11 protein-coding genes are annotated in these 14,982 nt (G+C 64.4%); 4 read left to right on the top strand and 7 right to left on the bottom strand.

The annotated features are described in order from the left end of the window. Window positions 1-40 precede the first annotated feature (40 nt). Entirely contained in the window at window positions 41-412 is a 372-nt protein-coding gene (locus ACZYOF_RS10940) for an AtpZ/AtpI family protein (RefSeq protein ID WP_130583480.1), read from the bottom strand. A gap of 272 nt (window positions 413-684) precedes the next feature. Here ACZYOF_RS10940 and ACZYOF_RS10945 point away from each other — a divergent pair, with 272 nt between their 5' ends. From ACZYOF_RS10945 to ACZYOF_RS10955, 3 genes are read left to right on the top strand one after another with little or no spacing between them, the layout of a single operon-like run. Beyond that, window positions 685-1,308, top strand: a complete 624-nt coding sequence (locus tag ACZYOF_RS10945; RefSeq protein ID WP_463715753.1) for a DsbA family protein — start codon at window positions 685-687, stop codon at window positions 1,306-1,308. Window positions 1,309-1,337: 29 nt separating this feature from the next. Next, window positions 1,338-1,862: a hypothetical protein gene (locus tag ACZYOF_RS10950; RefSeq protein ID WP_463715754.1), complete on the top strand. Its 525-nt coding sequence runs from the start codon at window positions 1,338-1,340 to the stop codon at window positions 1,860-1,862. 26 nt (window positions 1,863-1,888) lie between these two features. Beyond that, the gene (locus ACZYOF_RS10955; RefSeq protein ID WP_463715755.1) at window positions 1,889-2,353 is read left to right on the top strand and encodes a secondary thiamine-phosphate synthase enzyme YjbQ; all 465 of its coding nucleotides are present in this window, start codon (window positions 1,889-1,891) and stop codon (window positions 2,351-2,353) included. 207 nt (window positions 2,354-2,560) lie between these two features. Here ACZYOF_RS10955 and ACZYOF_RS10960 read toward each other — a convergent pair whose 3' ends face one another. After that, a complete protein-coding gene (locus ACZYOF_RS10960; RefSeq protein WP_463715783.1) occupies window positions 2,561-4,186 on the bottom strand; it encodes an MFS transporter in 1,626 nt (541 codons plus the stop codon). 351 nt (window positions 4,187-4,537) lie between these two features. Here ACZYOF_RS10960 and ACZYOF_RS10965 point away from each other — a divergent pair, with 351 nt between their 5' ends. Beyond that, window positions 4,538-5,212, top strand: coding sequence for a response regulator (locus tag ACZYOF_RS10965; protein WP_282532205.1), 675 nt, complete (start codon window positions 4,538-4,540; stop codon window positions 5,210-5,212). A 144-nt stretch (window positions 5,213-5,356) separates the two neighbouring features. On the opposite strand, the gene ACZYOF_RS10970 is transcribed toward ACZYOF_RS10965, so the two are convergent. From ACZYOF_RS10970 to ACZYOF_RS10990, 5 genes are all read right to left on the bottom strand, one after another. Next, a complete protein-coding gene (locus tag ACZYOF_RS10970; protein ID WP_463715756.1) occupies window positions 5,357-8,866 on the bottom strand; it encodes a PAS domain-containing hybrid sensor histidine kinase/response regulator in 3,510 nt (1,169 codons plus the stop codon). A 116-nt stretch (window positions 8,867-8,982) separates the two neighbouring features. Further along, the gene (gene hemA / locus ACZYOF_RS10975; protein WP_463715757.1) at window positions 8,983-10,212 is read right to left on the bottom strand and encodes a 5-aminolevulinate synthase; all 1,230 of its coding nucleotides are present in this window, start codon (window positions 10,210-10,212) and stop codon (window positions 8,983-8,985) included. 259 nt (window positions 10,213-10,471) lie between these two features. Next, window positions 10,472-11,533, bottom strand: coding sequence for an MBL fold metallo-hydrolase (locus ACZYOF_RS10980; protein WP_463715758.1), 1,062 nt, complete (start codon window positions 11,531-11,533; stop codon window positions 10,472-10,474). Between the two features lie 196 nt (window positions 11,534-11,729). Beyond that, the gene (locus ACZYOF_RS10985; protein WP_463715759.1) at window positions 11,730-13,874 is read right to left on the bottom strand and encodes a methyl-accepting chemotaxis protein; all 2,145 of its coding nucleotides are present in this window, start codon (window positions 13,872-13,874) and stop codon (window positions 11,730-11,732) included. A 279-nt stretch (window positions 13,875-14,153) separates the two neighbouring features. Continuing rightward, window positions 14,154-14,894 carry an outer membrane protein gene (locus ACZYOF_RS10990; protein WP_463715760.1) on the bottom strand — a complete coding sequence of 247 codons (741 nt, stop codon included), beginning with the start codon at window positions 14,892-14,894 and terminating at the stop codon, window positions 14,154-14,156. Window positions 14,895-14,982 lie beyond the last annotated feature (88 nt).

Here is a 14,982-nt window from a genome sequence, read left to right on the forward strand (position 1 = left end):
CCGGCAATCGAATTACAGATGTCGTGACTTCCGCCAGAACTCAGCGCTTGCCTGAGGCCACGCCTGCAGACCTCACCACGTTGACCACGCCGGCCGTGAAGCCGAGCAGCAGGAACACGATGAGACCGAACGGCGATGTCGACAGCAGACGGTCGAATCCCCAGCCAATCACCGCCCCGACGACAACGCCCGCAACCAATTCCGAGGAAAGCCGGAAACCGAGCGCCATAGCGGAAGCTCTGGCGGCACCGTCTCCGCTTTCAGTTCCGGATTGATCAGTCCTGATTTTGCGGCTGTCGCGTATTTCGGACAACCGATGATCCAGACTTCCGAGCCTTGCGGAAAGCGCAGCTTCGTCGGACGACGACTGGTCGCGATTTCCACTTGCGTTGTCGTTTTTGTTTTCCGCCATGCGGCAGACACTAAACGATGCTGCGGTTGATGGAAATTGCGCCGCCACCCTCAAAAGCCGCGCGGACCATACTTACCGTGTCGGATCAAGTCAAGATTGCGTAACAACCAGTTAGCGCATTGATTCGATTGCACTTCTTTGGAGATATTCCAGATGTCTGCGACCTGTCATCGCAACGCAACAGCCGACATTCAGGCCGCGGCGGTCTTGCACCGGTCGGGACGCTCTGTTGGGATGGGCGCATCATCGCACCAATCCCGCCCGGAGCCGTCATGTCGCGCCAGGTCGACTACTACTTCTCGTTTCAATCTCCCTGGGCCTATATCGGTCACCAGCCGTTCCGCGATCTCGTCACTGGCTTTGATCTCAAGGTGAACTACAAGCCGGTGGTGCTGGTCGACCTGTTCTCGGAGACCGGCGGCTTGCCGCTTCTCAAGCGCCACCCGGTGCGGCAACGTTATCGGATGGTGGAATTGCAGCGCTGGCGCGACCGGCGCGGATTGCAGTTTCATCTCAAGCCCGCGCACTGGCCCTTCAATGCCCGCCTTGCAGACGGCGCGGTCATCGCTGCGATCGAGCTGGGGCTCCATCCCGATCTTTTCCTGAAGCGCGGTTTTGTCGCGGTCTGGGAGGACCAGCTCGATCTCGCCGATCCCGCGACGCTGGCGCGCCTTGCCGACGAAGCGGGCTTGCCCGGCAGCAAGCTGGTGGAACGTTCCGCTTCGGAGGCGATCAGCGCGGCCTATGAGCAGAACCGTCAGGATGCGATAACGGCCGACGTATTCGGCTCGCCCGCCTATGTGCTGGATGGCGAGGTATTTTGGGGGCAGGACCGGCTGGATTTGCTCGCCGATGCATTGAAGTCGGGCAGGCGGCCCTATACGTCGGATGTATAGGGGCACGCTGATCTTGCGGGAGGAAGCCGATGCGAAACGCGACCTCATCCTCGAAAGTTTCCACGGCCCTGGCCGGTGTGGCGTTGAGCGTGAGCCTGACCGGCGCAGCCTTTGCTCAATCTCGGCCGGATACCGAGAACGGCCGTTACGCGCTGTCAACCACCGCCGATGGTGTGCTGCGGCTCGACACGCGGACCGGCACGGTCTCAACCTGCAACAATAATTCGGGTACGGGCTGGGCCTGCTATGCCGTGCCCGACGAGCGCGCCGCGATGGACGCGGAAATCGGCCGGCTGCAGGCCGAGAACGAGACGCTCAAGGCCGAGCTCGCGCAGCGCGATCCGACCACCACCGGCAAGACCGACGAGGCGCTGCCGAAATCGGATTCGCTGAAGAAAAGCGAGCCGAAGGTCGCCGAGGGCGGACGCAGGATCGAAATCCCGTTGCCGAGCGATCAGGATATGGACCGCATGATGTCGTTCCTCGAGCGAGCCTGGCGCCGCCTGGTCGAGATGGCCAACCGCGTGCAGCGCGACGCGTCGGGGAAGATTTAGTTCGTTTGTAGATAGGTCCTTCGTTCATGACCTCACTCTCGCGCAGCGCCCCATCAATCGCCAGTGCCACCACCATCGTGTCATCGCTACTGACCGTGCACACGCCGAGCGTCGGCTTCACCAACCTCACATCGGAGGTCGCAAAATTTCTGCGCGAGGCGCGCGGGGCCGAGGGGCAAGTGACGCTGTTCATCCGTCACACCTCGGCGTCGCTGACCATCCAGGAGAATGCCGATCCGACCGTGCTCGAGGATCTCCTGACCGTATTGCGCCGTCTGGCGCCGGAGAATGGCGGATGGCGCCATGACACCGAAGGTCCCGACGACATGCCGGCGCATATCAAGACCATGCTGACGTCGACCTCGCTCCAGGTTCCGGTACTCGATGGCGAACTCGCGCTCGGCACCTGGCAAGCGATCTACCTGATCGAGCATCGCGCCAGACCGCACCGGCGCGAGGTCGTGCTGCAATTCGTCGGCGGCACAAAATGACGCAGATCGTCTCGCCTCACGGGAAGCTCCGTAGCCCGGGCGAAGCGCCAGCGTAACCCGGGACCGCTGGTAGATGTCGACACAAGTGTCCCGGGTTGCGCTGCGCTCCACCCGGGCTACGAAACTTGGAGATCAGCCAGCTCAAACAAAATCGGCCGCGGATCGCTCCGCGGCCGATCGAGCAAGCGCTGCAAAGCGCGCTTCGTCTCAGGTCTTGCTGATATCGACGTCCTTGGTCTCCGGCAGGAACAGGAAGCCGACCACCGCGGTGATTGCCGCGAAGATGATCGGGTACCAGAGGCCGGCATAGATATCGCCGGTGGAAGCCACGATCGCGAACGCGGTCGCGGGCAGCAAGCCGCCGAACCAGCCGTTGCCGATGTGGTACGGCAGCGACATCGAGGTGTAGCGGATGCGGGTCGGGAACAGTTCGACCAGCATGGCGGCGATCGGGCCGTAGACCATGGTGACGAAGAGCACCAGGATGAACAACAGCCCGACCACGGCCGCGACCTGCGGACGGAAGATGTCGAACGGGTGCGACATCTTCACGATGCCGGCGTCGCCCGTCTTCGGATAGCCCGCCGCCTGGATCGCCGCCAGCACCGCAGCATTGGAAGTCTTGGCGTCAGCGTAAGGCACTTCCTTGCCGTTGACGACGACCTTCACGCCGGAGCCGGCCGGGCCGGAGGTCGTCGCGTACTTCACCGAGGACTGGGCGAGGTAGGCACGCGCGGTGTCGCAAGGCGCGGTGAAGACGCGGGTGCCGACCGGGTTGAACAGGTCGCCGCAGCCCTTGGGATCGGCCACCACCTCGACCTTGGTCGCTTCGATCGCCTTTTCCAGCGCGGGGTTGGCGTTGGTGGTGATCATCTTGAAGATCGGGATGAAGGTCAGCGCAGCGATCGCGCAGCCGGCGAGGATGATCGGCTTGCGGCCGATCTTGTCGGACAGCATGCCGAACACGATGAAGAAACCGGTGCCGAGCAGGAGCGACCAGGCAATCAGGAGGTTGGCGGTGTAGCCGTCGACCTTCAGGATCGATTGCAGGAAGAACAGCGCGTAGAACTGGCCCGTGTACCAGACCACGCCTTGGCCCATGGTGCCGCCGATCAGGGCGAGCAGCACGATCTTGGCGTTGGCCCAGTTGGCGAAGGCTTCCGTCAGCGGTGCCTTGGAACTCTTGCCCTCGTCCTTCATGCGCTGGAACACCGGCGATTCGTTCAGCCGCAGCCGGATCCAGACAGAGATGCCGAGCAGCAGCACCGACACCAGGAACGGAATGCGCCAGCCCCATTCCGCAAAGGCCTGCTCGCCGGTCGCGGTGCGCGTGAACAGGATCACCAGCAGCGACAGGAACAGGCCGAGCGTGGCGGTGGTCTGGATGAAGGAGGTGTAGTAGCCGCGCTTGCCCTGTGGGGAGTGCTCGGCAACATAGGTTGCTGCACCGCCATATTCTCCGCCGAGCGCAAGGCCCTGCAGCAGGCGCAACGCGATCAGGATGACCGGCGCGGCGATGCCGATGGTGGCGGCGTTGGGCAACAGGCCGACGATGAAGGTCGACAGGCCCATGATCAGGATGGTCACAAGGAATGTGTATTTGCGGCCGACGATGTCACCGACGCGGCCGAACACGATGGCGCCGAACGGACGCACCAGGAAGCCGGCGGCGAAGGCCAGCAGGGCGAAAATGTCGCGAGTCGCCGGCGGATAGGCCGAGAAGAACTGCGCGCCGATAATGCTGGCCAGCGATCCGTACAGGTAGAAGTCGTACCACTCGAAGACGGTACCGAGCGAGGAGGCAAGGATGACGAAGCGTTCATCCTTTGTCATGCCGCCAGGGCGCGCCGAACTTGCAGTCATTGTGGACATCTGGATCATTCCCCCCAAATTATTGCTGGTGAACTCGCCTGCCGAGTTCGGCCGGATGAGCTACGGGCTTGGAAGGAGGGTAACATCGCGGCAAAAGCCGCCCCAATACGACTTTCGGCCCTTTTCACGCCCTTCCACGCCGCGAGGAGTTGCCGGTTGCGCGGTCCCGATCCGGACTTCGGCCCGCGTGTTGCGACGCACAAGCGCGCACATTAACTGCTTCGACAGACGGTAGAATTACGGCTTGCACGCAGCCTTCGCTCGGAGGACAAGGGACAAAAAAGGGGGCGGCGACCCGCTCAAGAGATACCGATGACCGTTGCTGTCCAGACCCATCTTGTCATCGCCGATGACCATCCGCTGTTCCGCGATGCGCTGCGGCAGGCAGTCGCGAGCGTCGTCAGTGCGGCCGCCATTACCGAAGCAGGTTCGTTCGACGAGCTCACCGCCTTGCTCGAGAAGGACGCTGACGTTGACCTAATTCTGCTCGACCTGACCATGCCGGGGATCAGCGGCTTCTCCGGCCTGATCTATCTGCGCGCGCAGTATCCGGCGATTCCGGTGGTGATCGTATCAGCCAGCGATGATGCCACCACGATCCGCCGCTCGCTCGACTTCGGCGCGTCGGGCTTCATCCCGAAGCGCTTCGGCGTCGATACGCTGCGCGATGCCATCATGAAGGTGATGGACGGCGACGTCTGGGTTCCCGCCGACACCGACCTGTCGTCGGCCGGCGATCCCGAGATGGCGCGGCTGCGTGACCGGCTGGTGACGCTGACGCCGCAGCAGGTGCGTGTCCTGATGATGCTGTCGGAGGGTTTGCTCAACAAGCAGATCGCCTACGAGCTCGGCGTCTCCGAAGCCACCATCAAGGCGCATGTGTCCGCGATCCTGCAAAAGCTCGGCGTCGAAAGCCGAACCCAGGCCGTGATCGCCGCTGCCAAGATCGCCGGCGGCCAATGGCGCCAGGGCACGCCGCAGGGGTGATCAGCCACGTGCGCCGGTAGGGTGGGCAAAGCGCAGCGTGCCCACCAATAAGCATCCCGCTCGTGGTGGTGGGCACGCGGAGCCTGTCATCGGGCGCGCGTTCGCGCGACCCGTTGGCTTTGCCCACCCTATGGCATCGCTCCGTTACTCCGCCGCGACCATCTGCTGGGTCCGCCACTGTCCGAGCAAGGCGCGCAGCGACGCGGGCTTCACCGGCTTGTTGAGCACCGCGATGTTTTCCTCGCGTGCGGCGGCACGGACATGGGGGCTGCGGTCGGCGGTGATGAGGATCGCGGGCAGCCCCTCGCCGAGGCGGCGGCGGATGTCGCGGATCGCGGCGACGCCGTTGCCGCGGTCGAGATGGTAGTCGACCAGAAGGCCGGTGACGCGCCCGCCCGCGGCCTCGATCGCACCGATCGCGCTTTCGGGATCGGCGACCGCAATCACCTCGGCGCCCCAGGCGGTCAGAAGCGTCTTCATGCCATCGAGGATCGCCCGGTCGTTCTCGATGCAGACGATCAGCGCGCCGCTGATCGGGGTCTTGGCGAGCGGCGTTGCGCTGGTCACGGGACCCGTATGGTTGATGGCTTTTGCGACCGGCACGGTCACCGAGAACACCGAGCCGCCGCCCGTATTGGCATCGAGCGCAATGCCATGGTCGAGCACGCGCGCCAGCCGCTCGACGATCGACAGCCCCAGCCCCAGGCCGCGCGCGATCCGCGCGCCCTGTTCGAGGCGGTGGAACTCCTTGAAAATTTCGCCGCGCTTGAGCACGGGAATGCCGACGCCGGTGTCGTAGACGCAGATCTTGAGCGACTTCCCGCGACGCCGGCAGCCCACCAGCACACGGCCGCGCGGCGTATATTTGATCGCGTTGGAGATGAAGTTCTGCAATAGCCGCCTGAGCAGCGAACGGTCGGACTCGACCGCCAGCGAACAGGGCACGAAGGCCAGCTCCAGCCCCTTGGCACGCGCGATCGGCGCAAACTCGATTTCGAGCGAACGCATGAGATCGCCGATCTTGAAGCGGCTGATCGACGGCGTCATGGCACCGGCATCGAGCCGCGAAATGTCGAGCAGCGCGCCGAGAATCTCCTCGATCGCTTCCAGGGAGTCGTCGATATTCTCGACCAGGCGGGAATCCTCGCCGCCCTGCTGGCGCTCCACCATGCTCGTGACGTAAAGCCGCGCCGCGTTCAAGGGCTGCAGGATGTCATGGCTGGCGGCCGCGAGAAATCGCGTCTTGGAAATGTTGGCATCCTCGGCGGCGCTCTTGGCCAGCGCCAGCTCGGAATTGAGGCGGGTGAGTTCCTCGGTGCGGTCGCGCACGCGCTTTTCCAGCGTCGCATTGGCGCGCTCCAGCGCCTCGGCCGCCTCGAAGCTCGGCGTCACGTCCGAGAAGGTGATGACGAAGCCGCCGCCGGGCATCCGGTTGGTGCGGACCTCGATCACCATGTGGCGGTCGGGCAGCCGCTCCAGGTAAGGCTCGCCCTCGGTGGTGTAGGCGGCGAGCCGCTTCTCCAGCATGATCTGGGCATCGCCCGAGCCTGACGGATTGACCGCGCCCATGAACTCCAGGATCTCCGGCAAGGGGATGCCGAGTTGAACCAGATGCGCCGGCAATGCCAGGATCTCGGCGAATTGGCGGTTCGAACAGATCAGTTGCAGATCGGCGTCGAACACCGCGATGCCCTGGCGCACATGATTGAGCGCGGTCTGCAGGATCTCGCGGTTGAAATGCAGCGCCGCATGGGAATCGTCGAGCAGCTTCAGCGCAGCCTTCGCCGAAACCGTGCGCTTGCGGAGCAGCAGCGACATCACGAGCCGCGAGGAGGCGGCGCCGATCGAGGACGCGATCAGGCGCTCGGCATGCTGCAGCAATTCGAGGCCGGCGGGCGCCGACGCGTCGGGCCTTCCGCCACGTTCGGTCGCAAACGCCTCGAAGGCGAGGCCGGCGCGCTCGGGCCCGAGATATTGCGCCACCGTGCTCTGGATGTCCTGCACCGTCACCGTGGTGCGCCAGCGCCGGAAACTCGGCGCGATCGGCGTGAAGGTGTGGGGCACGAACAGGTCGGCCTGCAGGCGTTCGATCGAGGTCGGCTCGCGCGCCAGCGAGAACACGAGGTAGGTGAAGATGTTCAGCGACAGGCTCCACAGCACCCCGTGCAGCAGCGGCGGCAGGTCGGTGCCGAGCAGCGCCTGCGGCCGCAGCGCCTCGATGCCGAAGGGGCCGTGCTGCAGCAGCATCAGCCCCGTGGTGCTGCTCTCCAGGAAGCTCGGCAGAAACAGCGTGTAGATCCACAGGGCAAAGCCGACCACCATGCCGGCGATAGCACCGCGCGCGGTCGCCTGCCGCCACAGGAGCCCACCGAAGAAGGCGGGCGCAAGCTGCGTGATCGCCGCGAACGACAACAGCCCGATCGCGGCAAGCTGGGTATTGCCGAGCGCGCGATAATAGAAATAGGCCATCACCATGATGCCGAAGATCGCAAAGCGGCGCACGCTCAGCAGGAAGTCGCTGAAATCCTTCTGCCCGGCGAGCGCTTCGCGGCTTCGCTGCAACACCATCGGCAGCACGATGTCGTTGGAGACCATGATCGACAGCGCCACGCATTCCACGATCACCATCGCGGTGCCCGCCGACAGCCCGCCGATGAAGACGGCGACGCTGAGCAGCGACGCGTTGGCCTCCATCGGCAGCGCCAGCACATACATGTCACTGTCGACGGCGCCGAACGGGAAGGTCACGAGCCCTGCGATCGCGATCGGGATCACGAACAGGTTGATCGCGACGAGATAGAGCGGGAACAGCCAGCGCGCGCGCCCGACCTCCTCCTGGCCTGAATTCTCGACCACGCTGACATGGAACTGGCGCGGCAAAAGCATGATCGCGCAGAACGACAACAGCGTCATGGTCAGGAAATTGCCGACCGACGGCACATATTCGATCGCGCGCACCGCTTCCGGCGTCTTCATCGCGCGCTCGATCAGTTCGGTCGGTGAGAACATCCAGAAGGTGACGAAGATGCCCGCGGCGAGGAACGCCACCAGCTTGACGATGGATTCGGTCGCGACCGCCAGCATCAGGCCGTGCTGATGCTCGGTGGCATCAGCCTGCCGGGTGCCGAACAGCACCGCGAATACGGCCATCGCCAGCATCACCACCAGCGCGATGTCGCCGAGGATGGGGACCGAGGAAAACGCCCTGTCCTCGGTCAGGATCGTTTCCAGCGAGGAGGCGATCGCCTTGAGCTGGAGCGCGATATAGGGCACCGAGCCGATGATCGCGATCAGCGCCACGGTGGCGGCCACCGCCTGGCTCTTGCCGTAGCGCGCGGCGATGAAGTCGGCGATCGACGTGATGTTCTGCGACTTGGCAAGCCCGATCACGCGGCGGAGCAGCGGCGTGCACAAGCCGATCATCAGGACCGGGCCGACATAGATCGCGAGGAAGTCGACGCTGGTGCGGGTCGCAAATCCGACCGAGCCGAAGAAGGTCCAGGAGGTGCAGTAGATCGCGAGCGACAGCGGGTAGATCACCATGCCCGCGCGACCGCGCTTCGTCGGCAGCGAACGATCGCCGCGGCTGGCGACAAAGAACAGGAACCCGATATAGCCGAACGCGGCGGCGATGACGCCCCAGTCGTGCAGCATCGCTGCTCATCTCCCTTCCCGGCCTCAGAGCGGGCCGTGAAGGGGCAGTATAGCGGCATCGTACGGGCGGCGCACCGTACGATACCGTTCCAATCCCTGATGTCGCGTCGTTAGGGTTATTCTGCCGCCATCGACCGCTTGCGGAGCGGCAGCCCAAGCCGCTCCCAGACCTGCAGCAGCGCCTCGGCGAGGCCGTCCATCAGGCCGTCGTCATGGTAGGGCGACGGCGTGATCCGCAGCCGCTCGGTACCCTTGGGGACGGTCGGATAGTTGATCGGCTGGATATAGATGCCGTGTTCCTCGAGCAGGATGTCGGTCGCGCGCTTGCACTTTTCGGGGTCGCCGACGAACAGCGGCACGATATGGGTGTCGCTCGACATTACGGGCAGTCCGGCAGCGTTCAGGATCGCCTTGAGGCGGGCGGCGCGTTCCTGGTGGCGCTCGCGCTCCCAGCTCGAGGTCTTGAGGTGGCGGATCGCAGCGGTCGCGGCCGAGCAGATCGCCGGCGGCAGCGCGGTCGTGAAGATGAAGCCCGGCGCGTAGGAACGCACGGCATCGATGATCTCGGCCTTGGCGGCGATATAGCCGCCGAGGCAGCCGAACGCCTTCGCCAGCGTGCCTTCGAGCACGTCGATACGGTGCATGACGCCATCGCGCTCGGCGATGCCGCCGCCGCGCGGCCCGTACATGCCGACCGCATGGACTTCATCGACATAGGTCATGGCGCCATAGCGCTCGGCGAGGTCGCAGATCTGCTCGAGCGGCGCGACGTCGCCGTCCATTGAATAGAGGCTTTCGCAGGCGATCAGCTTCGGCCGGTCGGGACCGGCCTCGCGCAACAGCTCCTCCAGATGCGCGAGGTCGCTGTGGCGGAAAACTTTCCGCTCGCAGCCGCCCTGGCGGATGCCTTCGATCATCGAATTGTGGTTCAGCGCGTCCGACAGGATCAGGCAGTTCGGGATTAGCTTTGCGATCGTCGCGATGCCGGTCTGGTTCGAGACATAGCCGGAGGTGAACAGGAGCGATGCTTCCTTGCCGTGGAGGTCGGCGAGCTCGGCTTCGAGCTGCACCAGCGGATGATGGGTGCCGGCGATATTGCGGGTGCCTCCGGCGCCGGTGCCGACGCGGGTCGCGGTCTCGACCATGGCGCCGACGACCTTGGGATGCTGGCCCATGCCGAGATAGTCGTTGGAGCACCAGATCACGACATTGCGCTGGCCCTTCGGCGAGTGCCAGATCGCATGCGGAAAGCGGCCTGCGATACGTTCGAGGTCGGCAAATACGCGGTAGCGCCGTTCGTCATGGAGGCGGTTGAGGGCGGCGCTGAAAAACTGGCTGTAATCCATCGGCAAACCTAGAGCAGGACCCGGCCGGGGCGGCCACCTCTTCTTAGAGCTTTTCAATCTCTAATGTCTATCCGCTATCCCATGTTTGGGCATGCACCAGACATTGGACAGATTGTCCATGGAAGCGCGGCAAATGTTGATGTGGATCAACGACCTAGACCGACTGCTGGAATGCGCGCCAATAGCTTCGCGGGCCGCATCGTTACGCAATCGCACGATGCCCGTAATTGTCCGGATCAACCGAACCGGGTGTAGCGCGTCAGGTGGTGCGGAAACGCAGCACGCCGTCGATTGCCTCGGCCGTCAGCCGGCCCTCGACCAGCATGTAGTTGACGTGGGCGATCAGTTCGCCGGCGGCGAATCCCATCTGGTGCGCATCCAGCACGTGCTTGTGGAACACGACCGGCACCAGCTCCTTAGAGGTCTTGGCGGTCTCCCGGCAGGCCTCGGCGATCAGCCCGCAGCGCTCCTCGTGATGGTCGGCGAGCTGCTTGATCCGTGTCTTCAGGCCGTAGAACGGCACGCCATGGCCGGGCAGCACCAGCGCGTCATAGGGTAGCGTCGTGGTGAGGCTCGCCAGCGAGGCCAGATATTCGCCGAGTGAGTTCTGCTCGGGCTCGACGGCCCAGACACTGACATTGGGCGAGATCTTGCTCAGCACCTGGTCGGCGGAGAGGAACAGCTTGTCGGCAGCGCAATACAGCATCACCTGGTCGAGCGCATGTCCGCCGCCCGTGATGACCTTGAAGCGCCGCGTGCCGATCACGACCTCGTCGCCATGGGTCAGCCGGCGGTAGGACGCCGGCAGCACCGAGACCCGCTTCAGATAATCCTGGCCGCGGCCGAGCAGCTTGTCGGTCAGGTCCTCGTCCATGCCGTGACGGCGGAAGAACAGACGTTGCGCGGTCAATCGCTCGGCGGTGCCGCGGTTCTGATGATAGACCGACTGCAGGTATTCGACCTGCGACATGTATAGCGGGCAGCCGAACCGCTCGATGATCCACCCGGCGAGCCCGACATGATCGGGATGCGAATGGGTCACGATCAGACGCGTGATGGTCATGCCCTTGAGCGGGCCTTCGAACAGCGTGGTCCAGGCTGCGATCGATTCCTCGTTGCCGAAGCCGGAATCGATCATGGTCCAGCCGTCGCCATCGGCGAGCAGATAGATGTTCACGTGGTTGAGGCGGAACGGCAGTTTCAGCCGCGCCCAGAGCACGCCCGGCATCACTTCCACGACCTGGTCCGGGCCGGGGTGATTTTCGAAGGGGTATCGCAGTGCCTCCGCCGAGGACTGCACGCTGTCTGTTTTCGAATGCATCGCCTACCGGCTTAGCGGTACCGGCCGCCCGGCGCTAGCTCAAAAAAGCAGATGCCGGTTCGGATAATGGGCATGAATATCCCGTAGCCCGGATGAAGCGCAGCGCAATCCGGGATTGGTGATCTGGGGCGAGACGGCCCCGGATTACGCTTCGCTCCATCCGGGCTACAGTTGTTCCCGGGGTGGCGGCGGTTCCTTACGCCGCGCGGATATTCGACAGGAACGCGTCGATTCCGGCGCGCAGCACCTCGGCCTCCCGGCGCAATTCGCTGGAGGCGTTCAGCACCTCGCCGGCGGCGGTGCCGGCTTCCGCCGAGGCGCTGCTGACGCCGACGATATTGCTTGAGACCTCGCTGGTGCCGCCGGCCGCGTGCTGGATGTTGCGGGCGATCTCGCGCGTCGCCGCGCCCTGTTCCTCGACCGCGGCGGCGATCGCGGTGGTGACGTCGTTGATCTCGCCGATCGTATTGCTGATGTTGCGGATCGCGGAAACCGCCGTCGTCGTCACCTCCTGCATGCTGACGATCTGCTGGCGGATCTCGTCGGTCGCCTTGGCGGTCTGGTTGGCGAGGCTCTTCACCTCGGAGGCGACCACGGCAAAGCCGCGGCCGGCTTCGCCGGCGCGCGCCGCCTCGATGGTGGCGTTGAGCGCGAGCAGGTTGGTCTGCGAGGCGATGGTCTGGATCAGATCGACCACCACGCTGATGCGCCCGGCGTTCTCGGCAAGGCCCTGCATGGTAACGTCGGTCTGGCCGGCTTCGTCCACCGCCTTGCGCGCGATCTCGGCCGAGGTCACGACCTGGCGGCCGATCTCGGCGATCGAGGAAGAGAGCTCCTCGGTGCCCGCGGACACCGTCTGCACGTTGACCGAGGTCTCCTCAGCCGCGGAGGCGACCGTGTTCGCCAGCGCGCTGGACTGGTCGGCGGTCGCCGACATGCTCTGCGCCGTCGACTGCATCGAACTGGCGGCGTTCTGCAGGCTGTCGAGGGCGCTGCGGACGGTGGATTCGAATTCGACGATGCGGGCTTCCATGCGCGAGGCGCGCTCCGCCTTGGCGATGCGGTCCTTGTCCTGTTCGGCCGAGAGCGCGCGGCCCTCGATCATGCTTTCGCGGAACACCGTCAGCGCGTTGCCCATCGCGGCGATCTCGTCGTCCTGGCGGCTCTGATGGATCTCGGTGTCGAGATCGCCGGCCGACAGCCGCTGCATCGCGTCCTGCAGGCCCTTGAGCCGCTTGAGGATGTTGCGGCCGACATAGAGCCAGACGAACAGGATCGAGCCGATCAGGGTGCCGATGCCGAGCGCGAGCATCACCATGGTCGCAAACGAAATCTCTTGTTGCGCGTGGCTGGTGGACGCATCGGTCGCCTTCCGCACGCCGTCGACGAGCTGCTGCACGCTGATGCCGAGGCCGATATTGAGCTTGCGGGTCTCCTCCAGGATGGTCTCGCCGAAATCGGTGGCGTCCAATTCCTTCTGGCGGACCTTGAACACGCCGGTCTTGCCCTGGCCGAGCGTCTGCAGCTTTGCGGCGGCATCGGCCAGCGCCTTGGTGCCGGAATTCTTCGGCAGCATCCCCAGATTGGAAATCGTCTGCGAGAGCACCCGCTTGAAATCCTTCTCGATCGCTTCCAGCGTGTCGCTGTTGGTCGCCGACAGCGCTGCGGCCATGTTGGAGGCCATCAGGTTGCCGCTGGCGATCACATCGCCGAGCTGCTCGACGACGCGTGCGGCGCTGCTTGCGTCGTCGGACGACGGCTCGGCCGCGCCGAGGATGGCATGGAGCTGGCTCTGCGCGTCCATCATCGCCGGCGCCGAGGCCGCGACGAACTCGGCTTGCACCTTGCGCAGCGTTTCATACTGCTTGTCGTGCAACGCCGCCGTTTCCAGCCGCTCGCGCGCGGCCGAGCCGAGGCTCTCGATCACGTCGTCGATGTTCTTGACCGTCTCGGTCAGCGCTTTCCCGATCGCCTTGTCGGCGCCGAGCTTGATGATCTCGTCGAGTTTCTGCAGCGCCTGCTTCTGCGTTTCCTTCATCTTGGCAGAGCGCTCGTTCAGCGCCTCCTCGGTGCGCGAGGCGAGCAGCGCCGGACCCTGGCTCGCCAGGCTCGCGCTTTGCGCCGACAATTGCAGGCTGGCGGCAAGCCGCGGGATGTCGCGGCCGGAGAGGTCGCCCATGGTCTTGCCGAGCTGTTCGAACACCATGGCAGCGCCCGCGCTGATCACGATCGCCATGGCGGCGATGACGGCGAACGCCGCGAACAGGCTGCCCCTGACGCCCCATCGCGGGCGGCGGATGCCTTTAAGTTTCAATTTACCGAAGCGGAATCGTAACGCCATCTACCTGCCCCCGCAGTCACTGTCCTTGAGCTTGAATCCTCGCGCGGCAGTATCGCGATGGCGGGTTAACAAAATCGGGAACCCGAATGTGCGGCGGCGCAATTTTTGCCGCGCATGGCGGCGTTGAAGTAGCTTTGTACCGCACGTCGGAATTGATCACGCAGTGCTTGCAGGAAACCCGCGCCTACAACCTCTCGAGAATTAAAAAAAGGCCGGCGAGATGCCGGCCTTTTTCAGATCTCTTGTTCAGATCTCTTGTTCAGATTTCTTGGATCGCGGTCAGTAGCCCGTTGCCACCGGCCCGCCGAAACTGCCGAAATTGAAGCGGTAGTTGATGCCGGCTTTCACGGTGTGCTCGTCATTGTGGAAGCTGCCGAACGGCACCAGCCGGGCCGGCGCGACGAAGCGGCTGTCGCCGAAATCGTAGAATTGATATTCGGCCTTGGCCGACCAGTTCGGCGCGAACATGTATTCGATGCCGCCGCCGACGGTAAAGCCGTTGCGGTGGCGGTCGCTCAGCGCGAATCCGACCGGGACGCCGCCGAACCTCAGCGCCTCATTGTTGTCGGAGTAAGCGTAGCCGCCCTTCGCGTAGATCAGGCCCGGGCCCCAGGTCCAGCCGACGCGGCCGGTGATCGAGCCGATCCCGCGCTGGTCGTTGTTGTAGACGAAGCCGCCGGGGAACGCCGCGCTGACCTGGTCGCCTCCGAGCCAGGAATACTGACCTTCGACGCCGACCAGAAAGTTCGGGTGGAATTGCCAGTCACCGCCCACCTGGACGCCACCGAGGAAGCGGGTTTTGCGGTCGCTGAGCGCGAAGCCATTAAAGTTGTCGCTGCTGGTGAAGGCGCCGCCGATATGGCCGCCGACATAGAAGCCGGTCCAGTTGTAGATCGGCGCGGCGTAAACCGGCGCCGGGGCTTTGCTGTAGTAAGGGCGGGCGCCGAGATCGGCGCCAAATGCCGGCGCGGCTGCGGCGAACGCCATGAGGGCAACGGTTGCGAGCAGGATCTTCTTCATTTCCAGTCCTCGAAAATACAAACGAGACGCTGCGCGCAGCGCCCCCTGGGGCGAGTAAAGACCGCATTTGAATAAAATGATGTCAGCG

This window comes from Bradyrhizobium sp. LeoA1Lang, assembly GCF_055413685.1.

What these genes read in the sequence shown, in the direction of transcription:
- ACZYOF_RS10940 (WP_130583480.1), bottom strand. Translation starts at nt 412, where the DNA reads ATGGCGGAAAACAAAAACGACAACGCAAGTGGAAATCGCGACCAGTCG.
- ACZYOF_RS10945 (WP_463715753.1), top strand. Translation starts at nt 685, where the DNA reads ATGTCGCGCCAGGTCGACTACTACTTCTCGTTTCAATCTCCCTGGGCC.
- ACZYOF_RS10950 (WP_463715754.1), top strand. Translation starts at nt 1,338, where the DNA reads ATGCGAAACGCGACCTCATCCTCGAAAGTTTCCACGGCCCTGGCCGGT.
- ACZYOF_RS10955 (WP_463715755.1), top strand. Translation starts at nt 1,889, where the DNA reads ATGACCTCACTCTCGCGCAGCGCCCCATCAATCGCCAGTGCCACCACC.
- ACZYOF_RS10960 (WP_463715783.1), bottom strand. Translation starts at nt 4,186, where the DNA reads ATGACAAAGGATGAACGCTTCGTCATCCTTGCCTCCTCGCTCGGTACC.
- ACZYOF_RS10965 (WP_282532205.1), top strand. Translation starts at nt 4,538, where the DNA reads ATGACCGTTGCTGTCCAGACCCATCTTGTCATCGCCGATGACCATCCG.
- ACZYOF_RS10970 (WP_463715756.1), bottom strand. Translation starts at nt 8,866, where the DNA reads ATGCTGCACGACTGGGGCGTCATCGCCGCCGCGTTCGGCTATATCGGG.
- hemA (WP_463715757.1), bottom strand. Translation starts at nt 10,212, where the DNA reads ATGGATTACAGCCAGTTTTTCAGCGCCGCCCTCAACCGCCTCCATGAC.
- ACZYOF_RS10980 (WP_463715758.1), bottom strand. Translation starts at nt 11,533, where the DNA reads ATGCATTCGAAAACAGACAGCGTGCAGTCCTCGGCGGAGGCACTGCGA.
- ACZYOF_RS10985 (WP_463715759.1), bottom strand. Translation starts at nt 13,874, where the DNA reads ATGGCGTTACGATTCCGCTTCGGTAAATTGAAACTTAAAGGCATCCGC.
- ACZYOF_RS10990 (WP_463715760.1), bottom strand. Translation starts at nt 14,894, where the DNA reads ATGAAGAAGATCCTGCTCGCAACCGTTGCCCTCATGGCGTTCGCCGCA.